General features: G+C 40.7%; 22 protein-coding genes. 2 read left to right on the top strand and 20 right to left on the bottom strand.

The window, feature by feature from the left end:
• Positions 1 to 366 precede the first annotated feature (366 nt).
• Positions 367 to 1,533, bottom strand: coding sequence for a cation diffusion facilitator family transporter (locus RWN13_RS04000; RefSeq protein WP_314060722.1), 1,167 nt, complete (start codon positions 1,531 to 1,533; stop codon positions 367 to 369).
• A 178-nt stretch (positions 1,534 to 1,711) separates the two neighbouring features.
• Positions 1,712 to 2,875, bottom strand: coding sequence for an NAD(P)-dependent oxidoreductase (locus tag RWN13_RS03995; RefSeq protein ID WP_314060720.1), 1,164 nt, complete (start codon positions 2,873 to 2,875; stop codon positions 1,712 to 1,714).
• Positions 2,876 to 3,002: 127 nt separating this feature from the next.
• Here RWN13_RS03995 and RWN13_RS03990 point away from each other — a divergent pair, with 127 nt between their 5' ends.
• On the top strand, positions 3,003 to 3,626 hold the full coding sequence (locus tag RWN13_RS03990; protein ID WP_314060719.1) for a DapH/DapD/GlmU-related protein: 624 nt from the start codon (positions 3,003 to 3,005) through the stop codon (positions 3,624 to 3,626).
• A gap of 65 nt (positions 3,627 to 3,691) precedes the next feature.
• Here the strand turns inward: RWN13_RS03990 and RWN13_RS03985 are convergent, their stop codons facing one another.
• The 3 genes from RWN13_RS03985 to RWN13_RS03975 form a co-directional block, all read right to left on the bottom strand.
• Positions 3,692 to 4,201 (bottom strand): hypothetical protein, encoded by a 510-nt coding sequence (locus tag RWN13_RS03985; RefSeq protein WP_314060717.1) that lies wholly within the window; start codon positions 4,199 to 4,201, stop codon positions 3,692 to 3,694.
• 163 nt (positions 4,202 to 4,364) lie between these two features.
• On the bottom strand, positions 4,365 to 5,795 hold the full coding sequence (locus RWN13_RS03980; RefSeq protein ID WP_314060716.1) for a HAMP domain-containing sensor histidine kinase: 1,431 nt from the start codon (positions 5,793 to 5,795) through the stop codon (positions 4,365 to 4,367).
• The gene (locus RWN13_RS03975) at positions 5,788 to 6,450 is read right to left on the bottom strand and encodes a response regulator transcription factor (protein ID WP_314060715.1); all 663 of its coding nucleotides are present in this window, start codon (positions 6,448 to 6,450) and stop codon (positions 5,788 to 5,790) included. Before RWN13_RS03975 ends, RWN13_RS03980 begins: the two co-directional genes overlap by 8 nt.
• A 118-nt stretch (positions 6,451 to 6,568) precedes the next feature.
• Here RWN13_RS03975 and RWN13_RS03970 point away from each other — a divergent pair, with 118 nt between their 5' ends.
• The gene (locus tag RWN13_RS03970; RefSeq protein ID WP_314060714.1) at positions 6,569 to 8,014 is read left to right on the top strand and encodes a helix-turn-helix domain-containing protein; all 1,446 of its coding nucleotides are present in this window, start codon (positions 6,569 to 6,571) and stop codon (positions 8,012 to 8,014) included.
• Positions 8,015 to 8,110: 96 nt separating this feature from the next.
• On the opposite strand, the gene RWN13_RS03965 is transcribed toward RWN13_RS03970, so the two are convergent.
• From RWN13_RS03965 to RWN13_RS03895, 15 genes are all read right to left on the bottom strand, one after another.
• Positions 8,111 to 9,691, bottom strand: coding sequence for a TcaA 3rd/4th domain-containing protein (locus tag RWN13_RS03965; RefSeq protein WP_314060712.1), 1,581 nt, complete (start codon positions 9,689 to 9,691; stop codon positions 8,111 to 8,113).
• A 240-nt stretch (positions 9,692 to 9,931) separates the two neighbouring features.
• Positions 9,932 to 11,359, bottom strand: a complete 1,428-nt coding sequence (araA, locus tag RWN13_RS03960; RefSeq protein WP_314060711.1) for an L-arabinose isomerase — start codon at positions 11,357 to 11,359, stop codon at positions 9,932 to 9,934.
• A gap of 21 nt (positions 11,360 to 11,380) precedes the next feature.
• Positions 11,381 to 12,076 (bottom strand): L-ribulose-5-phosphate 4-epimerase, encoded by a 696-nt coding sequence (locus RWN13_RS03955; protein WP_314060710.1) that lies wholly within the window; start codon positions 12,074 to 12,076, stop codon positions 11,381 to 11,383.
• Positions 12,077 to 12,158: 82 nt separating this feature from the next.
• Entirely contained in the window at positions 12,159 to 13,757 is a 1,599-nt protein-coding gene (locus RWN13_RS03950; protein ID WP_314060709.1) for an FGGY-family carbohydrate kinase, read from the bottom strand.
• A gap of 516 nt (positions 13,758 to 14,273) precedes the next feature.
• Entirely contained in the window at positions 14,274 to 15,377 is a 1,104-nt protein-coding gene (locus tag RWN13_RS03945; protein ID WP_314060707.1) for a GntR family transcriptional regulator, read from the bottom strand.
• A gap of 104 nt (positions 15,378 to 15,481) precedes the next feature.
• A complete protein-coding gene (locus RWN13_RS03940; RefSeq protein WP_314060706.1) occupies positions 15,482 to 16,198 on the bottom strand; it encodes an epoxyqueuosine reductase QueH in 717 nt (238 codons plus the stop codon).
• Positions 16,199 to 16,254: 56 nt separating this feature from the next.
• The gene (locus RWN13_RS03935; RefSeq protein WP_314060705.1) at positions 16,255 to 17,097 is read right to left on the bottom strand and encodes a MurR/RpiR family transcriptional regulator; all 843 of its coding nucleotides are present in this window, start codon (positions 17,095 to 17,097) and stop codon (positions 16,255 to 16,257) included.
• Between the two features lie 76 nt (positions 17,098 to 17,173).
• Entirely contained in the window at positions 17,174 to 17,815 is a 642-nt protein-coding gene (locus RWN13_RS03930; protein ID WP_314060703.1) for an HAD family phosphatase, read from the bottom strand.
• Between the two features lies 1 nt (position 17,816).
• Complete coding sequence (locus RWN13_RS03925) at positions 17,817 to 19,262, bottom strand: PTS transporter subunit EIIC (protein WP_314060702.1); 1,446 nt, start codon at positions 19,260 to 19,262, stop codon at positions 17,817 to 17,819.
• Between the two features lie 20 nt (positions 19,263 to 19,282).
• Entirely contained in the window at positions 19,283 to 20,173 is an 891-nt protein-coding gene (murQ, locus tag RWN13_RS03920; RefSeq protein WP_314060701.1) for an N-acetylmuramic acid 6-phosphate etherase, read from the bottom strand.
• A 71-nt stretch (positions 20,174 to 20,244) separates the two neighbouring features.
• On the bottom strand, positions 20,245 to 21,300 hold the full coding sequence (locus RWN13_RS03915) for a MupG family TIM beta-alpha barrel fold protein (protein WP_314060700.1): 1,056 nt from the start codon (positions 21,298 to 21,300) through the stop codon (positions 20,245 to 20,247).
• A 221-nt stretch (positions 21,301 to 21,521) separates the two neighbouring features.
• Complete coding sequence (locus tag RWN13_RS03910) at positions 21,522 to 22,379, bottom strand: MurR/RpiR family transcriptional regulator (RefSeq protein WP_314060699.1); 858 nt, start codon at positions 22,377 to 22,379, stop codon at positions 21,522 to 21,524.
• A 26-nt stretch (positions 22,380 to 22,405) separates the two neighbouring features.
• The gene (gene anmK, locus RWN13_RS03905) at positions 22,406 to 23,533 is read right to left on the bottom strand and encodes an anhydro-N-acetylmuramic acid kinase AnmK (protein WP_314060698.1); all 1,128 of its coding nucleotides are present in this window, start codon (positions 23,531 to 23,533) and stop codon (positions 22,406 to 22,408) included.
• Between the two features lie 82 nt (positions 23,534 to 23,615).
• The gene (locus tag RWN13_RS03900; protein ID WP_314060696.1) at positions 23,616 to 24,707 is read right to left on the bottom strand and encodes a MupG family TIM beta-alpha barrel fold protein; all 1,092 of its coding nucleotides are present in this window, start codon (positions 24,705 to 24,707) and stop codon (positions 23,616 to 23,618) included.
• Entirely contained in the window at positions 24,704 to 25,597 is an 894-nt protein-coding gene (locus RWN13_RS03895; RefSeq protein ID WP_314060695.1) for a BadF/BadG/BcrA/BcrD ATPase family protein, read from the bottom strand. The genes RWN13_RS03900 and RWN13_RS03895 overlap by 4 nt, the downstream gene beginning before the upstream one ends.
• Between the last annotated feature and the right edge of the window lie 9 nt (positions 25,598 to 25,606).

The raw sequence follows: 25,606 nt of genomic DNA, 5'->3' as shown, positions 1-25,606 counted from the left end.
AAATTCATTATTTAACGAGTGCCTTAAGGTTTGATCCTCTTCATCCCAAAAAAGATAAATTTAGCAGGTACAACCTAGCTTAGTTAACTTCTTGGATGAAGCAATCATTCATATCCTATTGCGTTATATTAAATACGGCAAACACAGAGAAAAACGAACAACTAACCATTGATTTTTAGTTATTTATTGAGTGATTTTTTCACTCACCAGCTGAGGTTATGAGGCAGATTTCATCACCTCCTTGGGTTTCTCGCGTAATAATTTTGTCATCAGGATTGAAGTGATCCAAACAAAAAAAGCCGTTATCAGTCTCAGACAGACACTGATAACGGCTTACTTTGGTTCCCCGAACCACAAACTCTCATCTCATAGCAAATAAGTATGGTCAAAGGTAATTTTAATTTTATACTGACCAAGTTTTTCCAAGGTTTGACGCTGAACTTCATTGGTGATTTCTTGTTCCGATAATCGGAATTTATTGGGAACCACCAAATCAAAAAGAATCATTTCATCTTGACCATGTTTCAGTGTTCGGATGTCATGGACTTTAAAATCCCCTTCGATTGATTTGATGATAATTTTTATTTCTTGGTGAATCAGTTGTTGCGTTTGATCATACAAATTAACAGGATCGATATGACAGACTAGGTCCACACCTAATTGCTTTCTAAATTTATATTCAATCTCATCGATTCGCTCATGAGCTCTAGTTAAATCCCAGCGATCATCGATTTCAATGTGAACAGAAGCAAAGGTTTTATTAGGCCCATATTGATGAATCAGTAAATCGTGATAACCAATAATATCAGGGACTGCTGACAAATATTCTTTCATTAAATCAATTTGACTTTGATCCGGTCGCAAGCCCATCAACTCATCAATAAACTCTCGAATCAATTGAAGCCCACTGTATATAATGTAGCAGGCAATCAATAAGCCAACATAACCATCAATTTGCAAGCCCGTCACGCCTTCAATTCCGGCCGAAATCAAGACCGTAATCGTTGTATAGACGTCATTAAAGCTGTCTTTGGATGCCGCAACTAGCGTATTTGAGTTGATTTTCTTAGCTACCCGTTGATAAAACACTCCTTGCCAAATTTTAATTAAAATAGACAAGACCAATACAACTAAGACAATCGGAGTAACCCTAACACTTTGAGGATCCCTAATGCGGTCAATCGATGTCGTAAAAAATTGAAATCCCACGAACGTAATCAATAATGAGACCAGCATACCGCTAATATATTCAAAACGTTCATGACCATAAGGATGTTCTTTATCCGCTGGTTTCCCTGAAATATAAAAACCAACTAAGGTTAAAATCGAGGAAACTGTATCAGATAAATTATTCATGGCATCTGCCATAATGGAAACACTTCCTGAGACAATTCCTATCAATAATTTGCTAACAAAAAGCAACAGATTTGAAACTAAGCCGATTTTTCCTGCAAAGGAGCCAAAAGCTGATCTCAAATCTGTCTTTTTTTTCTGTTGGTTTGTTTCAAACCTAGTAATCAAAAAATTTATCATCTATTATCCCTACTAACTTTTTAGAGTATAAATGCTACTATATGATTTCTGGAAGCATTTGTATAGCAAAAGGCTTCTTTTTTTAGCGTCTTCTTATTATTTAGAAAGCCCCCAATCCAGAGGATACCCCCACCTTTTTTTATTGTTAGGACTCCCTTGAAATAGGCTCGCCGTTACGTTATTTAGCGACAAGGGGATTTCCGAGCAGTCTGACTCGTTTTACTGGCGCTAAATGGCTGATCTCAGCCAGAGCTTTTTCAATCTTGTCTTTATTGTCAGTTTCCAAATCAATCATTGTATAGACTTTTCCCTCCTTGCGGTTACTACTCATATCGCCAATTTCCAACTCATAATTTGATAAAATTTCCACTATTTTAGCCCAAATTCTTTTTTTATCTTGATAAAACAAAGTTAAGCGATAAGGCGATTGAAAGAGTAAACGAGCATTTGGAAAATTCACTGAATCACGGACGGTCCCAAACAATAAAAAATTCCGTAAATGTCGACTGGCCATTTGTTCACCATCTTTAATCGCTTCATGAGTATTGCCGCCAATATGAGGGAGCATTACAATTTGGTCATGGTCGATAAATTCTTCTTGGGGAAAGTCAGTTATATATTGAGTTAGATTGCCTTTATCAATTGCCCTTAAAAGTGCCTGATTATCTACAATTTGATCACGCCCAAAGTTGAATAAACGCGCCCCATCTTTCATTAAGGCTAGTCTTTCATCGGTAAACAAATGTCTAGTTTCATCTGTCAACGGCAATAGAACGACTACAAAATCCGACTGTCTCAAGAGTTCCTCTAAACCAACTTGAGTTACAAAAGACAGATCGTGGTCCCTTCTGGCGTACCCTAAAACATCCATCCCTAACTCATAGCAAATTCGACCAACTTGTTTGCCTATGGATCCTAACCCCAATATGCCGATCGTCTTTCCTTGAAGCTCCTGGCCAATTAAGTCTTCGCGCTGAGCTTCCGCTTCTGCCAAAATATTAGGGCCTTCCAATTTTTTCACCTGACTGACTGCTGTAAAGATCGGCCGCACAGCTAAAAATAAACTGGCAATGACCAATTCTTTGACGGCATTAGCATTTGTACCGGGGGTATTTAAGACTATCGTGCCATTTTCAGTGGCTTTCTCCACATTAATCGTATTAACGCCAACACCTACTCGCGAAATTGCCAGTAAATCTTGAGTGATTAACTCATCGGGAACAGTTGAACTGCGAACCATAATGGCAGTAGGACGTCCCGTTTGATCAATAAAACAACTGCCTTCTGATAGGACTTTCTTTGACTCAGGGGTAAACTGATCCATTAAGTGAATTTTATACATGCTAGACGCCCTCCTTTATTCGTTATACTAAGTATCCCACTTGTTACAAAAAATAGAAAGAATCTTACTCTTTGCCAATAATAAAAAAATCAATTACACTATAGAAAATAGTTTGGGAGGGATTTTTATGCACTTGGAAACGACTCACTTATTTCCTGATAAACCCGTTATTGGCCAAAACAGCCAGGTGAAAGGAACAACTTTTGGTCGCTATGTGGAATTAGGCGAAAGTAATTTTGTTGACCATGCGACGATCGATGACTACACCTATACGGGGCAATTTTGCTTTATTCAAAACAGCCACATTGCCAAATTTGTTAGCATTGCTGCCATGGTTAGAATTGGCCCCACCAATCACCCTTACAACCGTCCTTCTCAACATATGTTTGCTTACAATGGAACCGGCTATGGCTTTCCTGACAAAGATCAGTCCTACTTAGAGACTCGCCAAAATAACTGGGCAACGATTGGCCCAGATGTCTGGATTGGCCACGGTGCGATTATTCAAGCCGGCATCACGATTGGTACAGGAGCCGTCGTCGGAGCTGGTGCCGTGGTGACAAAAGATGTGGCCCCTTATACGATTGTCGGTGGTGTACCTGCTAAAGTTTTAAAAGATCGCTTTCCTGATGACATTAAGGAAAAATTATTAGCCATTGCTTGGTGGGAATGGGATCGCTTAACGTTGGAAGCTCGTTACCCAGATTTTGCTTTATCCATTGAAGAGTTTGTGGAAAAATGGCAAGTCTGATCCGCATAAAATAACAGGCTGAGATAAAATTCTCAGCCTGTTATTTTCAACTTGATGGTTAGTTTTTACCCCATGGCATATTTGTGAACCGTTCCGACAGACACGTCACACATAGCCGATACATCTCGAATACTATGACCACCTTCGTGATATAGCCTTTTGATTCGTTCAATCAATTCTTCAGTGATAGTTGGTCGGCCAATCACTTTTCCTTGTTCTTTTAACTCGGTGATAACCTCTCTGGAACGATGAGACATGACTTCTTTTTCCTGGCGAGCCATGAGTAAGAGATAAGTGAAATGCTCTTCTGCGCTCAAGAAGGGGAACGAGCCCTTGTCGGAAAAATTAATGATGATTTGAAGTTCCTGAGCTTTTTCTAATACTGGTAACAATTGAACCAGTTGAATTTTCAATTCCCGGTTGCTAGGAATAATTAGCTGATGCTCGTGATAGGTCTCAACAAAGGCTACTAAATTATCTACTATTGAATGCTCTTCCTGATTTTCAATCACTAAATCACAGACTCTAGTTAGGGCTGTTTCTTTTGTATTATCTCTGACAAATCCGACGATCATATCCATCACCTCTTGGTTTTATTTGTGGCGTAGATTTACTACTACATAACGAACAGTTATTTCTGCCGCCTTACAAGAGTAATACTATCAATAATCTAAGAGGTGATTGTCTCAAATCAGAGACGACTTTTATCAGCCATTTGAGACAAAAAAGGACACTTCTTTATCTAGAAGCCTCCTTTTTTCTATGTGGTAATCTAATTAAAAATTGAATGCCCGTTCCTTGATTCGTCATGGCGTACTGAATACCTAGCTTTTCAAAATTATTGGCCACGATGTACAAACCTAACCCTGTACCGCCGCTCTCCCGATTGCGTGATTTATCCACGCGGTAAAAAGCCTCAAATACCCGACCTAGATTCTCATCAGAAATTGACTTAGCCGTATTAAAGATGCTGATTTCAACCCCTGCCAAAGTCTCTTTCAATGAAACAGTCACATGACCATTCTCCAGACAGTACTGATAAGCATTAGATATAATATTCTCTAGTGCTTTACTAAAGAGAATTTTTTGCGTGTCAATCATTATACCTTTTTGAATTTCCATAAAAGTTTGAATTGAGGAGGAAAAAAACTGTCTTTGCCGTTGAACAATCTCTTCAACTAACTCTGAAGCATTCAAGGTTTGTAAATTATCTTGTAAATCAACATAGTTTACTTTCGCAATTTCCAAAACATCTTCTGCCAGCTTTTGCATGTCTTCCATGATGACATAGCTCTCTCTTAAGTACTTGTCCCGATCAGCATAAGGGCCGATATTTAGTAACATCGCTTCCAATTGGCCCATTACTGCAGCAATCGGTGTTTTCAACTCGTGAGAAATCACTGCTGCCAATTCAGTTCGCTTCGCCTCTTCATACTTTAAAATTTGGGCATCCACTTGCAATTGGGCATTAGCTGAATTAAGTTTAATCAAGTTAGTCTCAACACTTTTAGACATGCTGTTCAGATTCCTAGACAATTGACCTAGCTCATCTGTTCGCTTTTGAGGCAAACTGGCAGAGAAATCCAGTTGCTCCATTTTATTGGCTGTTTCATTCATTTCGATTACTGGATTGGTAATCCGTCGCGCTAGAATCCAAGCGCCTACCCCAGCTAGGACACTGCTAATGAGAAAGGCGTAGACTAGGAAAATAAGTAGATTCTGCCGAAATTGCTCCTTTGACGTTACAGGTATGCTGTAAGTAACGAAATAGGTACTGCCGTTTAATTCAAGCGGGCGAGCATTGGCGAAATTATCTGGACGAGCTATAATCGGTCCTATTCCTAACTTATTTAAAACAGAAGCATTTGGCTTGTCGAGTCCTCGCACGAAAGGAAACAACAATTGTCCCTCCTCATCAATGATAATAAATTTTACATTTGTCATACCATAAAAAGTGGCCAACTCTTCTTGAACTTCCTCAGGTGACAAACCTTCTAAACTAGCAGTAAAATTTTCCAGAATCTCATAATTACGATCCAACTCTTGTTGATACTGATAATCAGGCAAATAAACATAGACACTGGCGAATATCCCTCCGATAATCACCACCAACAAGCCAAAAATTGCTAAAAAGAGCTTAAATGAGATACGTCGCCACCACTTAATCATCTAAACGGTACCCCACATTCTTGACAGACTGGATGAACTCTCCACCTAGCTTTTTACGTAAGTTTTTAATATGCTGATTAATAATTTTCAAATTTCCTATATGATCGTACCCCCAAACCTTATTGATTAACTGCTCTCGAGTAAAAACCTGATTTGGTCGACTCATTAATTCTATTAAAATTAGGTATTCTTTATGAGTGAGATTAATTTCCTGCCCTTCCATCAAAACACGATGCTCATCTAATAAAACCTCTACCTTTTTGAAACGTAGAACATTGGTTACTTCCTCACCATATGTCCGAATAAGCAAGGCTTTAATTCGCTGTAAAAAAACAGTAAAGGACAGAGGTTTAGTCACGTAATCATCAATGCCACTGTCAAAACCTTCTATCTGGCTTTTCTCTTCTGATAAAGCCGTCAACATTATAATTGGCACCTTACTTTTTTTACGAATCATCTTGCTGACACCATAACCGTCCAACAAAGGCATCATCACATCCACAATGACCAAGTCATACGATGCCGCTTCAAAAGCCATAATACCTTCCATGCCATCATCTACGGCTGTCACTTGGTAATTCTCTGACTCTAAAAAACTGACCAGTAAATGCTGAAAATTTTTATCATCTTCAATCACCAATAATTTGTATGACATCAGGTTTTCCCCCCATTCTCTCAAGGCAAATAACTCCCTCTTTACCCTTCCTCTACACTTCGTCTACACCTTAGCCTTCTATTATTAAGATAAGACAAAGACAACGGAGGAAATGACCATGGATGTTACTTTATTATTGCCAACACAACAGCAAAATGAAATGGCCTTGTTACATTTATTGAACAATGCTAGTCCCAGCTGGCTCTCAAAAGATGAGCTGGCGACTCATTTTTCACTGCCTATTTCGACTATTCAAAAAAACTATCGCCAGTTAGAAAGCAGACTATTGATGGCATTTCCGAAACTTGCTCTAGAAGTCAATACTACCTTAGGTTACCGGATAAATCAAAATATTAATACTCATTTAGGGGCAATTTTACTGAGTTATTTGCAAGACGCCCCTTTGTTTAATCTCTTATCAGCTGCCTTTGACAGCCAACCTTTTAATGCCACCCTTTTTGCGGAGTCATTTGACATCAGTCGAGCCACTTATTACCGCGAGGTCTCCAACCTGAACGGTCTTTTAAACGCCTATGGCATCAGCTTTGATTCCAAGTCTGGAAAACTGATTGGCCAACGCCACCTAATTCGACAGTTCGCTCAACACTTCTTCTGGAGTGCCTATAAAAATAATGAATTTCCCTTAGCGGTTAGTCAAGATCTCGCCCCTTTGTTCTCTCAACTCGAGGAGGTCTTATACAGCCCACTGAATAGCGTGACACAGAAAAAAATCCGCTTTAGCTTAACCGTCAGCTTTTTGGATATGCGTCAAGGCTTCTACCTTGAAAAGCCTTTGCTACACAGTGTTTCAAAAGAGCCCTTGTTTCAAGTGATTCACACTTTTCTCAGCGGTCAGTTTTACTTGCTGAATCCGAATATCATTGAGAATGAGAGCCAATTTATTTACCAGTTACTACTCACTGGCATCCTCTCTCTTAACACAACTGTTTTCTCAAAGAGTGTGGTTACCTATTTCAGTCATTATGAGCCTGCCAGTTTTGCTTATGTGACGGATATCTTAACAGAGCTCAAGGGCTATCCTAGTCTCCTTCATTCAGATGAAGAGACCTTAGCTTTCAAAGCAGACTTACTTATCAGCCTTCACCAAGTACAAACAAGCCACAGCGAGCGAACCGACATGAACAACTACTCACTGGATTATTTTTCTCAACACTATTGTTCGTTATATAGTGGCTTAATCACTCTTTTCCAACGAGTCGAAAAACAAACTAAACAGCCAGAAAAGAACTCCGCTATCCGGTTTAAAGCCCTTGTCTCAGCTATCGAGACAGGCTTTGACCTAATGGAATTTGAACGTGATTTTAAGATTCAAGTGATTTCAGAACGTAGTCATTACTCAAAAAAAATTAAACGGGAATTAAAACGTTACAGTCAACATAAAATCAGCTTTAGCGATGAGCTGCCTACAGTCGTTTCGCCTGATTTAATTATCACGGATACCCGTATCGATAGCACACATAGTGCCTTGCTCTACCATATCTCCTACCCACCACGGGCCACCGACTGGCAAGAAATCAATCAACTAATGGCCAAGATTGGTTAAAAAGGGATTACTGCAACAGAAATACCGTCAGAGCAAGGGGGCAATCCCCTTACTTGTGGCGGTATTTCACTTATTTAAGAGCTTTGCTATTGACGTTTAGGAGACTTGTTCAAAGTTTTCCGCTCCACCTAAATCACGAATCTTCATTTGACTGTCTGACTCATCGTAGATAAACGTGGCTTGCTTATAGCGAAAAACTTGAGTCAGTGAGTCTTTTTTATAATCGGAATAGACGGTTCTATATTCGATTAAATACGTCCCTCGATAGGTGTTCTTCCCAATCATCTCCAGACTTTCAAGGCTCCCATTGGCGGCCACATAACTCTTTCCCTGACTCTTTCTAATTTCTGAAATGAAGCCATCAAAATCCACATACTCTGGATTACTTTTACCATTTTCAAAATAACTGGCCAGCCTAGTTAGCTCTGAGGCTCCATAGGAATAACTAGTGTTAGTATCGGTAGTAAGGTTAGCGTATAGATTGTCTAAAAGAGACTGGGCGTCAGACTGATCTTTTAAATCAAAGGACAGCTCGATTCGCGAAGCATAATTTTGACGATTATAGTCGACAGAACTGAATGCCTCTTCTTCGATGGTTTGGCTATTTGATTTCAATTCCGTCTTATCTGGAAAGGAGCGCAGGACTTGGACGGTCATGCCTTTGTGCCAGATCAAGTCTTTCACTTCTAACTGGCCGTCTTTTAACTCGCCAATTTTTTTACCATCCACTAGAACATCCCCTGTAGTGGCGTTAGCCATCACCAAGAACGAGACTTTATTAATGGTCACGCTGACTTGCTGATTTTCTTCAAATTCAGGGTTGCCATAGCGCATTAAGTTAACCTGATTAGTCTGCTTTTCATTATCTTTGGCTAATTCTCCTACAATCGTATAATCTCCAGGTGTTAATGGTCCTACATTTAAGCTAAACTCTTCACTGTCAGACTTACCAAGATTCTCATGATTAAGACTAAATTCAACCCCTTCTTGGTTCGTCCTTAGGCGAATGTATACAGGCTTCAAGTAATACTGATACCTATCAAATAAGAAATAATAGTGACCTTCTTTTTTTAACGATAAATCTGCTAAAGTATCTCCTTGAGTTTCAAGATCCATAATCAGATTAGAGAAGGCTTCTTTATGACTGTTGCTGGCGTAATAATCAAGGTATGGTTCCAGACTTGTTGCAGTTACTTGATAATTAGGATCGCTGCTTTTCAGAACCTCTGCCAGCTTATTGGCATCCTTTGTTTTCAATATCTCAACAAATCGCTGAACCTGTTTTTCTTTGCTGTAATACTGTTTCCCATACAGATACGTGCCTCCACCGACAAACACTAGGAAGGCAGCCAGCCCAATAAGCACTTTAGTTAAGAGGGTCATAGGTGGTCGCTGCCGATGGACCGTGGCGGGAATCCGCATACGCTCTACTTGAATGTCAGGACTTATGGCCGTTTCCTCTAACTTAACCTCCGCCTCTACTGAGGCCCCACAATTGACACAAAACTTGGCCCCCTCTTCTAAGGGTTCCTGACAGTTTTCACACACAAAACCAGACACTTTTTCTGGCGGGACTGGCTCATTTTCCATTGCTTCAACTTCAAACCTTGCTCCACAATTATGGCAAAAAACAGCAGATTCTTCGCAAGCTTCACCACAGACATGACACTCTTTCATTTCAATCTCCTCCAACCTCTTTACAAATTCGTACCAACTATGGACATTCCAGCTAACAATCTATACTTCTATGAGTGCTCCCCAATGAAATGACCGCCTTGATTATTATCAGAATATACATAATAAAAATAGACATTTTGTCTATTATATCATAGACCATAAGGATTATTAACCAGATAATCCCTTCAAATCGGTGATACCTTATCAAAAAAGCAACGCTGGTTTCAGCGTTGCTTTCCTTTAGTTAATAACGACGTAATCCAAATCAACCATATTGGCCCAGGCCACGATTTGATCGGTTGTTAAGTTTAAAGAGACAACGGTATGATGACCACCGCCGTTTTCAATCCAGGCACGTACCCCGGTTTCAAAGTCAGGCTTCACTTCCCATAGAATCCGAGCAACAGGCAAATGAGGCGCAGCTTCAGTTGGTTCAAAGAGGGACACTTCATTAATTAATAACTTGTAGTGCGTGCCGAAATCCGCCATGGAAACGACCACCCCTTCACCAGCTTTACCATCAAAGACCAGGCGAGCTGGATCTTCCCGATTCCCCATGCTTAGAGGGGACACCACTACTTTCGGTTTATTAGCCGCTAGCGTTGGGTCCACTTCCAGCATATGGGATTGTAAAATAGCTTCTTTCCCTTGGGCTAGTTCATAGGTATAATCTTCCATAAAGCCCGTATTTTCATTATGAGCCATGATTTTCATCAGACGATCAATCGCGGCTGTTTTCCAGTCACCCTCACCAGCAAAACCATAGCCTTCCGCCATTAAGCGTTGAACCGCTAAACCTGGCAGTTGTTCCATACCATATAAATCTTCAAAATTACTGGTAAAAGCTGAGTAGTCTCCCGCTTCCAAGAAACGCCGCAAGCCCACTTCAATTTTCGCTTGCGCTTTGACGTGCTTATCCCAGACTTCTTGTTCATAGTCACCATAATCAAAGTCATACATTAATTTATATTCCGTAAAGACCTGTTCAACCTCTGACTCCGTGACTTTATCAATCTCTGTCACTAAATCACCAATACCAAAGTAGTCCACTACCCAGCCAAACTGGATTTGAGCTTCAACCTTGTCTCCTTCCGTTACTCCCACATTTCGCATATTATCGCCAAAGCGTGCTACTTTAATCCCGAAGCTCGCTTCATAGGCGGCTGCCACATCCATCCATTCCCCAATCTGCTGTTGAACGCTCTCACGTTGCCAGTACCCCACAACAATTTTGTTGTTTTTACGTAGACGGGCATTGATAAACCCGTATTCTCGATCACCATGAGCACTTTGATTAAGGTTCATAAAATCCATGTCAATGGTTTTCCAGGGAATACTTTCATTGTACTGGGTCGCCAAGTGCAGCAATGGTTTTTGCAGCATTTTCGTTCCGCGTATCCACATTTTAGCTGGCGAAAAAGTGTGCATCCAAGTAATCACACCGGCAACTTCATCGCGGTAATTGGCTTCTTTCATGATTGTCGTAATGGCATCGGCCGTCACCGCTAACTCCTCTTGTAACCGAATCGGATAAGGCAATTGACCACTATTATTTAACCCATCGACCACTTCTCTTGCATGCGACTTAACTTCCAGTAAGGTTTCTTCTCCATATAAATGTTGCGACCCCACTACAAACCAAAATTCTTTTTGACTGATATTTAACATGCTAGGCACTCCTTATTAGTTTTATTTTTGACCGTAATACGCATTTTCACCATGTTTCCGTAAATAGTGTTTATCTAATACCCGTTGAGGTAATTCCTCGGCAAACTGATTAAGCTGGCGGGCATATAAATTAGTCTGGCACACCTCATCGAGAACAACTGCGTTCATTACCGCACTTTTGGCATCTTTCCCCCAAGTAAAGGGACCATGTCCATGTAATAAGACTGCTGGAATTGCCATGGGATCCAGCTCCCGTTTTTCAAAGGTTGACACAATTAAATGCCCTGTTTCTTTTTCATATCCCTGATCGATTGCTGCTTGAGTTAAAAAAGGGGCACAGGGAACCGATCCATAAAAGGTATCGGCATGGGTCGTGCCCATTGCCGGCACATCCAGGCCCGCCTGGGCCCAGATAGTCGCCCAAGTAGAATGGGTGTGAACAATTCCTCCCACTTCCGAAAAATACTTGTACAATACGGCATGTGTGGGCATATCAGAGGACGGTTTGAGTTTTCCTTCAATTATATTTCCCTCTAAGTCACAAATAACCATGTCACTGGCACTCATATTCTCATAATCGACACCACTTGGTTTAATGGCAAACAGTCCTGTTTCCCGATCGATTCCACTAACGTTTCCCCAAGTGTATTTAATCAGGCCCCTTTCAGGCAACTCTAAATTCGCTTGAAAAACGTCTTCTTTTAGTTGTTCTAACATCTTCTTCTCCTCACTTAATCATCCTCTTGTATCGAAAGATCATTCCTACTATTGGCTTACACCAGTAAAAGTGGTGGGTAACCTAAGTAAGATAGTCAACTGCTCCTTGTTCAATTGGCAAGCCCTTTTGATAACGAGTCATAAAGGTTTCAAAGCCCCTCACCTCTCTCTGTCTAGGTGAAACTGTCGATCCTTGATTGCCAGCAAACACTTTTTGTTCTAGAAAATCAGCCAGGCTTAACTGGTCACCTTCCTTGAGATAGGCCGCTAACAAGGCAATCCCCCAGGCCCCCCCTTCGCCAGCCGTTTCCATGACTGACACTGGGCTATCAATCACGCCAGCCAAAACACGCTGACCGACTTCTTTTGTTGTAAAAATACCACCGTGACCTAAAATGCGATCAATTTCAACTTGTTCCTCTTTTAATAAAATATCCATGCCAATTTTTAAGGCGCCAAAGGCTGAAAATAAATGAACCCGCATAAAGTTAGCCAAATTAAAGTTACTTTCTGGTGTTCGGACAAACAAAGGCCTTCCTTCAGCCAGTCCTGTAATATTTTCTCCCGAATAATAACCGTAAGACAAGAGCCCCCCACACTCTTCATCACCTTCCAAGGCTTGATTAAAGAGGGTTTGATACAAGTGATTAGTCTCTATCGGATGGCCTGACGCTGTCGCAAATTCGCCAAAAAGTTTAACCCAAGCATTGATGTCCGATGAGCAATTATTAGCATGAACCATGGCCACACTGCTGCCAGATGGGGTCGTGACTAAATCGATTTCCGGATAAACCTGTTGCAAATTTTTTTCTAATACGATCATGGCAAAAACGGAAGTACCTGCAGAGACATTCCCTGTTCGTTTTGCCACGGCATTAGTCGCTACCATCCCTGTGCCAGCATCGCCTTCAGGTGGACAAAGGGGGATTCCTTCTTGTAAGTTGCCACTAATATCCAAACGTTTAGCTCCTGCTGCCGTTAACTGGCCAGCTTCTGCACCCGCTACCAATACTTCTGGTAATATCTCAGCCAATTGCCAAGGGTACTCTTTTTGAGCAATTAACTGATCAAAGGCTGTTACCATCTCCTGATTAAATTCATTACCTTCGCTGTTTATGGGAAACATTCCCGAAGCATCACCAACCCCTAACACTTTTCGACCAGTTAACTGCCAGTGAATATAGCCTGCCAATGTCGTCATGTAAGCCACTTCTTTGACGTGAGCTTCCTGCTCTAAAATGCCTTGATACAAATGAGCGATGCTCCATCGCAGAGGAATATTAAAATTGAACAAAGCGGTTAACTCTTGCTCTGCCTGAGCCGTATTGCTATTTCGCCAAGTTCTAAAGGGTACCAACAATTCATCCTTTTTATTAAAGGCCAGATAACCGTGCATCATCCCACTAAAGCCAATTGAAGCTATTTTTTCCAAAGACTCCTCATACGTCTCCTTCAGGTTAATTCTTAAGGCCTGGTAACAGCTTTGTAAGCCTTGCCAAATCGAATCAAGGGAATAGGTCCAAAACCCATCAACCAGTTGATTTTCCCACTCAAAACTACCAGATTCAATCGGGCTATAATCCGATGCGATTAAGACGGCTTTTATTCGAGTTGACCCAAACTCAATGCCAAGAGTCGTTTTTCCTGTGACAATCTCCTTTTTTATTTGCGCTACATCCATTCCATGTCCTCCTCTATCAACAACTTATCAAAGCAGGTTGTTTTTAATAACTCAAGTATAAAATAGATGTCCGTACATGTCAACATCATAAATAAAATTGTACGAATGAATAACCCAGTTAGATTACGCCCATGCCGGGCAAACCACTAAAAGTAGCCCTCTTAATTAAAAGAGGGCTACTAGACTTCAACATACTGTTGGTAGTTATTCAATTATTTTTTGATCAAGCAGAAGATTTTGACAAGACTTGATAGACTAGACTTACAGAGCCGTTTTTATGGGCGGTGGTCAATCCCTTTCGAAGGCGTGTGAGGCGTTTGAAAGGAGATGCCTTGTGAGTGTCCCTGAAACCCTTGAATTAATGTTCATTTCTAGAATGTTTATCATAGGATTACTGACTGTTTTCTACTGCAAAACGATCGAATATTTCAATAAAGCTGGTAGAAAGTCAGTAAGCCAATCAGGTCATTAGCTTACTTAACAGTCACCCGATATCAGTAACTAATAAGATCCGGTCTATCTATCTGATTGTACTTTAGTCAGTTTGGCCACTGATTCTCTCTGAATTAATACTGGTTCGTAACGTATCGAATCCATTAACTTATTCCTGCCTTCAATGGCGTCGATGATCCATTTAGCTGCATCACGGCCCATCTTTTCCTTAGGATGACTAATCGTCGTCAATTTAACATCGGCAGCCATTCCGACAAAAGAGTCATCTTGTCCAATAAGCGATAAGTCTTCAGGAATTTTCAGATTCACTTGTTTGGCCAGTTCCATTATTTCCAGCCCAATGGCGTCATTATAACAAACGATTCCGGTAATGGCAGTTTCTTTCTTCAGCAATTCTTTACGGACATTTTCAAGCATCTGATTCTTACTTTCAGTCGTATAAGTAAAAATACTTTCTGAAGCAAAGACTTTCCGCTCCAATTCAAAGGCTTTGATATAGCCCTTCATACGGTTCTTCCCCTGTAAATCGTCAATTTTGGTTATTAAGGCAATCCCTGTATGGCCCTTGTCTAATAATTCTTTCGTAGCAAGATAGCCAGATTGAACATCATCTAATTCAATAGAAGGTGCCGCCAGTTCTTCGTAATGGGCATTGATCATCACAAACGGGATATTCTGCCCCTTAAAGGCTAAATAGTAGGAAAGATTCGGGTTGTACTGGTTGCTTTTCGTTGGTTCCACAATCAACCCATCCACCCCATAACTGAGCATCATTTCCAAACTTTTCTTTTCCTGAAGGGTATCATTATTAGTACTAGCAAGTAAGAGTGAGTACCCTTGTTCACTTAATTCTTTTTCAATTCCCCTGATGATTGAAGGGAAGATATAGTCCGATAAATAGGTTGTAATCACACCGATGGTCTTTTTACTGGTGTGTTTGGCCTGTGTCTGATAGGCATCACTAACATAGGTGCCGGAGCCTTTTTCTTTCCGTAAATAGCCTTCATTTACTAGGAGAGAAATAGCCTCACGAACCGTATGGCGACTGACACTATAGTCTTTTTGTAATTGTAATTCTGGGGGGATTGCCTCACTGACTTTTAACGCCCCGGCTAAAATGTTAGACCGAATATCGTCTGCAATTACTTGATACTTTGTTTTTTTCATTTCCATTCTCCTTAGTAAGGCTTAAACCAAAAGTTGTCCGAACATTTATTATAAAGTGAAGCACAAAAAAAAACAAGTCAGTCATAAGGGACTGACTTGCCCTCTCAGCCTTCTAAGAAAAAGGTCGCCTCTTGCTCGACTTGCTTCAAATCCACACCTTGTTCCTTGGCTGCAAAAACACAACCACAATAACATTGACGATAGATATCGTAGTCACCGCAAAGCTCAACAGACCGCTTATAGCCATTATTCTTTTTAAAATCCGATGGCAAATAATTAACGTCATAGATTTTTTGAATATCCAAACCAATTTCATTAATCAACTGACTGTTTTTATGAGGCGATACTGTTAGGGCACTGCCAAAATAATCATACCCTAATGCCAAGGCCTGTTCCGCCACGATATCCAAGCGCATCTGGAAACAGGCGTGACATCGTTTACCACCTTCTGGTTCATTTTGCAGTTTATTTTTTCCAACAATGCGCATAAAGTCCTTAGGCTCATAAGGTGAACTGATAAACTTAACATTAGTGCCGTTCCGCTTATTAAACTCCGTCACAAAATCTTGTTGAACCTTTTCCCGTCGTCGGTATTCACTTTCGGGATGAATATTCGAATTAGCAAATAGAATGCTGACCTCGGCATGGGCCACTAAATACTCCAAACTGTAAGTACTGCAAGGCGCGCAGCAACTGTGAAGAAGAATACTCGGTCGTTCCTCCCGCTCCTGCCAGTCAGCCATGACTTTTTGCAACACGCGGTCATAGTTAACTTTTTGATTTTGGGGCAGTTTTTCTAAAATATCCTGTGCATTTTTCATTGTAATTCCTCTTCTTGATTAATTGATTGTCCTCTAAAACTAGCTTCATACAACAACTAAACCTTCTTGACGATCTCCTTAGACTGACTTAGGCGTTCAATAGTGCTGTCATAATGCCGAGATGCGTAGGCAGAAAATAGAATGTCCACGGTGAAAAGCTGGACTAGCATAGAGCTGGAAGCCGAACTTCGTAAGACCGCTTCGCCACCACTGGCTGTTTCTAAACTCACATCGGCAATTTTGCCTAAGCTAGAATTGGCTGAGTTGGTCATGACAACCAAATCAATCCCTCTTTCTTTGGCAATGTTGCCTAAGTGAACTACCTCTGATTTTTCGCCTGAGTTGGAAATGGCAAACAGCACCCCTTTGGAGGGATTTGTCACTAAAGACGTGGCCATTAAATGATAATCTTTGGAGAAAAAGACATTCTTACCAATTCTTGTTAGTTTCTGAAAGATATCTTCAGCTACGAGTCCTGAAGCACCGATTCCATAAGTGTAAATCACTTGAGCCTGATCCATCATCGCCATGGTTCGTTCCACCATGGTATCGTCTAGCTTCGACATGGTTTCCGTAAAGGAATTGGACACTTTAAAATGGAGTTTCTTTTTAATCTGAGAAATCTCTTCGTCTTTGACAATATCCGTATGCAGCTCTTCTGCGATCTGGGGTAGGTTGGTTGACAACTGCAGTTTCAAATCGGTAAAGCCCTCTAAGCCTAATGAATAGCAAAGACGAACAACCGTTGCCGGACTGGATTTTGCCTTTTTCGATAACGTCGTCACATTCATGTGAATGACTTCAGCCGAGTTGGCCAAAATCCATTCTGCTAATTTTTTTTCAGCATTGGATAAACTTCCAAGCCTTTCTTGAATAATAAATAATATATTGTTTGGCATTTTTTCCACCTCATTCCTATCATACACGGTTAAAAAAAGACATACAATCAAAAATCCAATTGCATGCCTTTTTTTATTATCTCTTTAGCCAATCAGGGAGTTCTGTTAAGGAATGAATCACATGAGTGGCCTGACTTAAATCAACTTGATACGCCTTGTTAACCAGTCCTAAAACATCAATCCCAGCTGCCTGAGCCGCCTTAACGCCATGTTCCGAATCTTCTATAGCCAGGCACTCACTCTCCAAGAGACCTAAGTGAGTGGCTGTGTAGCGGTAGATTTCCGGATCAGGCTTGGATTTGGCAAACTGCTGACCACTGACGATCAATTCAAAATAAGTGGTTAGTTTCGTTTGCTCAAGGACGTTCATCACACTAGCGTAAGCGCCTGACGAAGCCACTGCTAAACGATAGCCAGCCTCTTTTAAGCAGATCAACACTTCTTCAATCTCAGGATTCAACATACCAGGGATATCCATCACATAGTTCTCTCGAAATGTTAGGAACTCAGCTTTTAGTCGCTCTCGTTTTTGCTTTTGCTCATCTTTTGGAAATAAGGCTAAAAACAAATCATCTGGATTGGTTCCAATAAAACTCTGCTGCCTATCAGCTGTTAAGATGATGTCTTTTTCTCGGAAAAATTGCTCTCGTCTTTTTTGATAGACTAGCTCTGAGTCAATGATCACACCATCCATATCAAAAATAACTGCTTTTTTCATTTTATTCGCCTAATTGCATTTCTTTAGTCGTACCAAAGAAGTAAGTCGCTACAAAACCACCAGCATAACCTGCCAACAAGCCGAAGACATAGCCTAACCAGTGACCATTAGCGATCAGTGGGACTAAGGCTACACCACTCGGACCGATTGACGTGGCGCCAATGTTGCCTAAGAAGCCAATCACCGCTCCGCCGATACCACCACCGATACAGGCCGTAATAAAGGGACGTCCTAAAGGCAAGGTTACTGCATAAATCAACGGTTCACCAATTCCTAAAATACCGACTGGTAACGCCCCTTTAATCAATTCAACTAAGCCTTTATTTTTACGACATTTCACCCATAGTGCAATTGCTGCGCCAACTTGACCAGCACCTGCCATGGCTAAAATAGGTAACAATAGCGTACTGCCCGTTTGTTCGATCATTTCTAAATGAATCGGTGTTAACACTTGATGTAAGCCAAACATTACCATTGGTAAGAACAGTGTGCCTAAAACAAAACCAGAGAAGGCTCCACCAATTTCTAAAATCCAGTTAAGTGAGCCAACGAGTGAATCTGAAATAACGCCAGCAATTGGCATAATCAGGAAGATCGTCGCTAAGCCCATCACTAATAATGTGAGCGTCGGTGTCACGATAATATCAATTGAATCCGGTACGATTTTGTGTAATTTTTTTTCAAGGAAAGACATTAACCAGACAGCGAAAATCACACCAATCACGCCACCTTGACCGGCATTTAAATTGCCACCTGTAAAGATATTTGGCAGCGGTGCCTCTGGGTTCATTCCCGTTAACATTGTCACACCACCTATGACGCCACCTAAACTTGGCGAGGCACCAAATTCTTTGGCACTGTTCATCCCAACATAAATCACTAAGTAAGCAAAAACACCACGTTGAATAATTCCCATTACTGCCGCAATATTAACCCACATCTCGCCAGAAATAGTCCCCGCTGTCAACAAGTTGCTGACAATCGAGGCAAATCCACCTATTAGACCAGCACCAACAAAGGCTGGAATCAGTGGCACAAAGATATTAGAGATTGATTTTAATACTTTAGACCAAGGTTTTTGATTTTTCTTTTTGATTTCTGCTTTTTTCTCATTTGCTTTTTTTTCAGCTAAGGCCTGAGCTGACAGACCTTCATCAGAGGGTTGTGTCTCCGATGGGAAATCATCGCCTAGGTTTACCCCAGCCATTTCAACCATCGCTTGAGCGACTTTATTTACCGTTCCTGGTCCAATTACGACTTGCAGGGTATCGTCTTCTACAATTCCCATCACACCATCAACGGCCTTAAGGCCCTCCATGTCCACTTTTGAATAGTCTTTAATTCCCATCCGCACACGGGTCATACAGTGAACTACTTTTGATACATTTTCCTTGCCACCAACATTTGCATAAATACCTTTTGCAATATCTTGAATTTTATCTGCCATTTTCCGTCACCCCAACTTTTTTATTTTAGTGTTTCTCTAATAAACCCATTACCACTTACTAATTTCTCCTGAGCTTCCGCCTTCGTTGCCTCTGTCAAAATCATCACGATGGCCACTTTAACATTTTCATCCGCTTCAACAAAGGTTTTTTCTGCCAACTCATATGAACAATCTGTTGCTTCCATAATAATCCGCTTTGCTCGTTCCACTAATTTTTCATTAGTTGGACGCACATCGACCATCAGATTTTTATAGACTTTACCGATGCCAATCATCGAAACAGTCGACAACATGTTAAGGACTAATTTCTGCGCTGTTCCCGATTTCAAACGAGTTGAGCCTGTTAAAATCTCCGGTCCCACTTCAACTTCAATTGGGAAGCTGGCGTACTTGCTGATTTCAGCCCCCTTATTACAAGAAATCGTGGCGGTTGTAGCTCCTACCTCAGTCGCGTAAAGCAAACCACCAATGACATAAGGAGTCCGTCCGCTTGCGGCAATCCCAATCACAATGTCATTTTCAGTTAAACCGATGGCCTCCAAATCCGCCTTACCAAGTTCACGAGAATCTTCTGCTCCCTCAACTGCTACTGTCATCGCACTCATGCCACCAGCAATTAACCCTTGAACCATCTCGGGCTCTGTTCCAAATGTAGGCACACATTCGGCAGCGTCTAAGATCCCTAAACGACCACTAGTGCCCGCACCCGTATAGATCAGACGGCCTCCTTTGCGAAAGCTTGCTACGATTTGATACACAACACTTTCGATTTCAGGTAAAGCATTCTCAATGGCCACAGGAACTTGTTTATCTTCGGTGTTCATGGTTTTCAGAACCTCTATTACCGACATTTTATCCAAATTCATCGTGTTCATATTTCGGGTTTCTGTTGTTAGTGACTCAATATTCATTCTTATTTCCTCCTAGATATCTCTTAACATTCTTCGTTCCACTATCTTAGCTGGACGTCAGCTTATGCTTTTTATAAATAAAACTCGTATTGTTGCCCTGGCTGAATCCAATCAACTAAATCTAAATGGGCCGAGCAAACTTTAGCCACCACGTTCACGCGAGAATCTGCTGGCAATTCTTTTTTTGTCACCTGCAATTCACCCATATAACGGCCATACAACTGATTGTCCAAGGTAACAGAACCTTTCTCCCGTTTAAGACAGGATTCCTGTTTAATCTGCGGTAATTCTTTAAAGCGGGCTTCCTGACTGCGAACCACATCCCGAGCATCATCTACCCGGTTGGTGTGACAGCCAACAAACAAAGAGTGGTAATGCGGGGTCAGCGGCATTACTTGTATACTCACTACCTGATCTTGAAAATAGCGATTAAACTGAGTCATTGTTGTCTGAGATAATCGTTCATCTCCGATATAAACCTCATCTACCTGACACTCCCTGATTAACTCAAGGGCCCCTGCTAAGGGGCTAAGTTGACGGTGTTTTTCCAGAGTGGGTAAATGCTCAAACAAAGGACCACGCAACCGCTCGTCACCTGGTACAAAAGCAATAACCTTTAAGCCTTGAGACTGTAGCCACTTGTTCCGCTCAACAAAGGACTCTTTAGCCAAGCCCGTTTCCGGTCGCGGATAATAATTGTGCCACAGTTCCATCTGTGAAAAATCAGCTTGATGACTTTCAAGCTCCGACACTTCTTCTGGTGTTAACGTACTGGCATTTAGTCCCACTGTCATAACCTTGGAAACTGCCGCAATCGTCGCCATAGATATACCGTAGTCCATCCGAATGCCAGTAATCCCCATCTCTTTAAGTGTTGAAACATCTTCCTCAATCTTAACGCCAATGGCTTCCAAGGCTTTGGCAGAAATATCGACCATTAGAGCTAGTTCTAGTTCCTTAGCCTTTTGTCCTAAAGCATGAATCCGTTTTAAATACTGTGATGAATCATCCTCCGGAATGTGGAGTGACGTAAAAATGCCCTTAAAATTGGCAGCTTTCATGCGTTTCATATAGTCGTAAGTTGATGGACTAGGGTCCTCACCAAGAAATATTGAAAAACCAATCATCTCTTTGCCTCCTACTTAAAAAGTCTGATTTTTTTTATCTGCTAAAAATCAACTGATGTGATTGTTGGTAAACTTATTTCACTTATTACGAGTTCATTATACCTCCTAAGAAATATTATTTCAAGTTATTTGTTAAAAATAAGATAAAAAGGAAATATTATTTCTTTTTGAGGTAAAAAAACACACCTTCCATAGTTTAGAAGGTGTGTCACATATAATAATTAATGATTATGTTTGTAGGTATCTACCGCTTTTCTAGATGAGCGGATGGCTGCCATATTCTCGTCATAATTTTGCAAGACATACGCTTGAAACAACACATCCAATGTAATAAACTGAGACATTAACGAGCTGGTCGCTGCACTTCGAAACTCAGCTTCTTTGGACCTAACGGTTTGAATACTCAGATCCGCCAGTTTACTAAGAGAATTGACGCCAAATTGAGTTATCCCCATGGTCTTTAAGGTTTGATCTTTAGCTAATTTCATGAGTGACAGAACTTCACTAGTTTCACCAGAATTAGAAATCCCAACAAACAGAGCTCCCTCTGGTGCAGAAGCTAAACTTGAAATCAACAGATGAACATCTGAAATAGTAATACAAACTTTTCCAACACGATTCCATTTTTGAGACATATTTTCAGACACTAGATTTGACGATCCGACACCGTAAACGTAAACGATTGGTGCAGTTTCAATCATCGTGACCGCCTTCATAATTGTCTCTTCATCCATTAGTTGAATGGTTTCTTTCATGGACTGATAAGCATTTCCCAATAATTTTAACTTAACATCTGACAGCCTTTCGTCGGGTAATACATCAGAATAGCTGTCTGTCACAGGCGTTTCTCTTTCTCCTGCTAACTGTAATTTAAGTTCTGGAAAGCTTGGAATACCGATTGACTTACAAAAACGAATCACTGAAGCTGGACTGGTATTGGATTCCTCAGCTAAATCCGTTGCCGTCATTTTTAAGACATCATTTGGGCGATCTAACACTAAGCGGGCAATTTTCCGTTCAGATTTTGTCAAGTCATCATAAATGCTCGTTACTCGATGATACACATGCTTACTCTCCATAACCGTGTAATTCCCCCTCTATCAATTTAATAATAAGTCACTTTCCCCAAAATAACTGCTTTGCTTGCTCCTGTTGCACTTGGCACATTGCTCGGTTTCTTATTGATTGTCTGTTGTCCTAAAACTACCATGGCAATCGCTTCTTTTGCTTCAGATGATAGGCCTAAATCTTCTTGAATCATCACGGTTACTTTTGGCATTTCCACTCGCAGCATCGTCAATAAAGTCTGGTTATAACTACCACCACCACCCACAACTAATTCTGTTTGCTCAGTTAAATAGGGGGCCAACGCTTTAGCAATGGCTTTCGCCGTGAATAAGGTTGCTGTCGCGATCCAATCATTTGCTGGCATCTCGTAGCTACCTAATAATTCAGCCACAAATTGCTCACCAAAGTCTTCCCGACCTGTGGTTTTAGGCCCTGTTTTTTCAATAAAAGGATGGCCCATTAATGCCTCTAGCAACTCCTCATTAATTTGACCTAATTTAGCATAATCCCCATTAGCATCGTATTCCTTTTGATAAAAATGGCGGCATAATTCATCAATAATCATGTTCCCCGGCCCTGTATCAAAGGCTAAAAGATCTTGCAACTCAGCTTGTCGAGGGACAATCGTCGCATTTGAAATGCCACCAATATTCTGTAAAATACGCTGAGATGTGTCACTTTTGTACAATAAGTACTCTGAATATGGAACAATGGGAGCACCTTGCCCGCCAACTGCCATATCGCGATAGCGAAAATCTGAAACAACAGTTGTTTGTGCTATCTCAGCAATTAAGCTAGATTCGCCAATTTGTAATGTTGATGCAACGAATGGCCCTTTAGGTACTGGTTGATGATAAATAGTTTGCCCATGAGATGCGACAAAACTTAATTCACTACTCGTCATCTTGTTTCGTTGACAAATTTCAACAACGGCTTCACCAAATAGTTGACCTAATTCAAAGTTCAAACTACAAATTAATTCGACATTTGAATGCACCACTGACAGTGAATCCGTAATTTTCTTTTTCATCTCATCTGTGAAAGGTAATGTGCAAAAATCAACTAACTGATAATTGACCTTATCTCCTTCATTATGCATCTTAACTAAAGCTGCGTCAATCCCGTCTAATGATGTTCCGGACATTAATCCTACTGCATAGTTCATCAAATCACACCTTTATCTTTTATAGTTTTTGTTAAGAAAAACTAATGAACCGTTTAACTTCTCACGATTCATTAGTTTTCATTTATTTTACTTCGTTAAATTTAAATTTCTGCCAAGGCTTGATATACGGTAAAAGCACTTGATCAGCTTCTGTAATAGCTCCAACAACATTTGTTTTACCCGAATTCTCCATAGGCAACAACGCCACTTGTAATTCCCCCGCATAATGCGCATATAACGAAGTTTCCACTAAAATATCACCAGTCTTCATGTCTTCTGTGTTAAAAGGAACAAAGTTATGACCTTTATATTTTACACGACTTTGAGTTGAACGAATCACATAATCTGAGACATCTCCACGATTAAAGTGGAACTCTTCCAGTACAATTTTACGCTCAAGCTCTGGTGTCTTCTCTTCGATTACACAATCCAAAGTTAATTGATACGGCGAAATCTCACTTAATGCTTTTAATTCTGCTTCTGAAGCAAATGAATTGGCAATAATCACATCATCGATTAAATCAGTCGCCCAAAGGTGTTTAGCTTGAGTTGTAATTGGCCAATGGCGATGCATTTCTAATGTACATAAGCCCTCTTCAACTGGCCATGGTCCAATTTTAGCCGTTGGTGAGTTAACGAAAGCAGCGGTTCGAATGCCATTTTCTTTGTAAATTTTAGTTGTATCGATAAAATGCTGATAACTTAATCCTGTATAACGATGAGGATAAAAGTTATGACATCCCATTAATTTATTCGTGTTAGCTTGGTAACTTAAAATATTTTCCAAGTAACGAGTACCAGAACTAATATTTAATTCGATATCTAAATCCTGTGGATTAAAGGTCATAATTGACTCTTCATTGCCTGTAAAGCCCATGTCCAAACGAATCCCGTCTGCCCCAATTTCCTTAAAAAAAGATAGATCATCGTAGCTAATTTCTAATTCGCCAAAGACTTTGGGACTTACATCAGCAACGACTTCCATGCCAAGTGATTTGGCATAATTAATTGTTTCGGTAAATTCTTGGACAATCTTTTCTTTATCCTCTTTATCAACCGATAATAAACAAGTAAAGACGCGAGTAAAGTGATACTTAGCGGCTAAATCCATGTATGCTTTTATTTCTTCCACACTGCTGTGGTTCGGATAAACTGAAATTCCTAATTTTCTCATTTTTTACCATTCCTTTTATTATAATAGTAGGCACCCTTAGCACCTGATGTTGTTTTATCTATAAATTCTATCTCTTGATTCTTTGTAGCTTTCTTCACACCTTCAAAAAAAGCCTGGCGCACAATGGCATTTTTTTCAATGACGCTGCCATTTAACCCTACTTTTAATGAGACTAGTGGCATTTTACTAGCTAAGACTCTCACACTCTCTGCTAATTCTTCTCCCGCAGATTTTAAGATAGCTACTGCCAGTTCATTTTCAGGAGCTAAACTTGCAATCAAACTAGCTAATTCCGCAATTGCGCCTTTGTCCAAAGAATAAACTGCTTTGGTTACACCAAAAACATCCTCTGTCTCAAAATGTTTAAATAAATGTCGGGAAAATTCACTAGGGTCTTGCCCTGAGTCAAATTCTGAAAGACTTTGTTGAATGCCTTTTCGAGCAATATCAAAAGCACTGCCACCATCACCTAAAAGATGGCCCCAGCCTCCTACACGATACCACTGGCCAGTCGATCGTCCCAAAAAGACCGAGCCGGTTCCAGCGGTCACGATAATGCCATCGTCTCCCTTTAGAATGCCGTAATGAGCTAATTGACCATCATTCATCAAGCTGACGGGCAATCCCCATTGGCTAAAGGTCATGGTCAACGTTTCTTTTAGTCCACCGGAATCAATGCCCGCAATGCCAAAAACTAGTTCCTGACAGCCCGGTCCCAACTCGTCCAACACCTCTTGAACCCCTTGTTGAATATTCTCTAAAGCCCTTTGGAAATCAACTAATAAATTACCAAACCCAGTGGTTCTCGCAGCTAACTGACGCCCCTCTTCATCATAAGCGACAGCTTCTGTTTTTGTTCCACCGCAATCAATACCGATTACATACCTCATCTTCATCGT

Origin of the sequence: uncultured Vagococcus sp., from assembly GCF_963518325.1 — a bacterium.
Classification (GTDB): domain Bacteria; phylum Bacillota; class Bacilli; order Lactobacillales; family Vagococcaceae; genus Vagococcus_D.
Note: the sequence above shows the minus strand (reverse complement) of the source record. Positions and strands in the feature narration are given on the sequence as shown.

Excerpts from the sequence above, each read along its gene's own strand:
- RWN13_RS03895 (WP_314060695.1), bottom strand. The coding sequence starts at position 25,597 with ATGAGGTATGTAATCGGTATTGATTGCGGTGGAACAAAAACAGAAGCT.
- anmK (WP_314060698.1), bottom strand. The coding sequence starts at position 23,533 with ATGAACTATGCAGTAGGATTAATGTCCGGAACATCATTAGACGGGATT.
- RWN13_RS03990 (WP_314060719.1), top strand. The coding sequence starts at position 3,003 with ATGCACTTGGAAACGACTCACTTATTTCCTGATAAACCCGTTATTGGC.
- RWN13_RS03930 (WP_314060703.1), bottom strand. The coding sequence starts at position 17,815 with ATGAAAAAAGCAGTTATTTTTGATATGGATGGTGTGATCATTGACTCA.
- RWN13_RS03985 (WP_314060717.1), bottom strand. The coding sequence starts at position 4,201 with ATGATCGTCGGATTTGTCAGAGATAATACAAAAGAAACAGCCCTAACT.
- RWN13_RS03965 (WP_314060712.1), bottom strand. The coding sequence starts at position 9,691 with ATGAAAGAGTGTCATGTCTGTGGTGAAGCTTGCGAAGAATCTGCTGTT.
- RWN13_RS03900 (WP_314060696.1), bottom strand. The coding sequence starts at position 24,707 with ATGAGAAAATTAGGAATTTCAGTTTATCCGAACCACAGCAGTGTGGAA.
- RWN13_RS03980 (WP_314060716.1), bottom strand. The coding sequence starts at position 5,795 with ATGATTAAGTGGTGGCGACGTATCTCATTTAAGCTCTTTTTAGCAATT.
- RWN13_RS03975 (WP_314060715.1), bottom strand. The coding sequence starts at position 6,450 with ATGTCATACAAATTATTGGTGATTGAAGATGATAAAAATTTTCAGCAT.
- RWN13_RS03910 (WP_314060699.1), bottom strand. The coding sequence starts at position 22,379 with ATGGAGAGTAAGCATGTGTATCATCGAGTAACGAGCATTTATGATGAC.
- RWN13_RS03925 (WP_314060702.1), bottom strand. The coding sequence starts at position 19,262 with ATGGCAGATAAAATTCAAGATATTGCAAAAGGTATTTATGCAAATGTT.
- RWN13_RS03970 (WP_314060714.1), top strand. The coding sequence starts at position 6,569 with ATGGATGTTACTTTATTATTGCCAACACAACAGCAAAATGAAATGGCC.
- RWN13_RS03915 (WP_314060700.1), bottom strand. The coding sequence starts at position 21,300 with ATGATTGGTTTTTCAATATTTCTTGGTGAGGACCCTAGTCCATCAACT.
- RWN13_RS03950 (WP_314060709.1), bottom strand. The coding sequence starts at position 13,757 with ATGGATGTAGCGCAAATAAAAAAGGAGATTGTCACAGGAAAAACGACT.
- araA (WP_314060711.1), bottom strand. The coding sequence starts at position 11,359 with ATGTTAAATATCAGTCAAAAAGAATTTTGGTTTGTAGTGGGGTCGCAA.
- RWN13_RS03995 (WP_314060720.1), bottom strand. The coding sequence starts at position 2,875 with ATGTATAAAATTCACTTAATGGATCAGTTTACCCCTGAGTCAAAGAAA.
- RWN13_RS03945 (WP_314060707.1), bottom strand. The coding sequence starts at position 15,377 with ATGAAAAAAACAAAGTATCAAGTAATTGCAGACGATATTCGGTCTAAC.
- RWN13_RS03940 (WP_314060706.1), bottom strand. The coding sequence starts at position 16,198 with ATGAAAAATGCACAGGATATTTTAGAAAAACTGCCCCAAAATCAAAAA.
- murQ (WP_314060701.1), bottom strand. The coding sequence starts at position 20,173 with ATGAATATTGAGTCACTAACAACAGAAACCCGAAATATGAACACGATG.
- RWN13_RS04000 (WP_314060722.1), bottom strand. The coding sequence starts at position 1,533 with ATGATAAATTTTTTGATTACTAGGTTTGAAACAAACCAACAGAAAAAA.
- RWN13_RS03955 (WP_314060710.1), bottom strand. The coding sequence starts at position 12,076 with ATGTTAGAACAACTAAAAGAAGACGTTTTTCAAGCGAATTTAGAGTTG.
- RWN13_RS03935 (WP_314060705.1), bottom strand. The coding sequence starts at position 17,097 with ATGCCAAACAATATATTATTTATTATTCAAGAAAGGCTTGGAAGTTTA.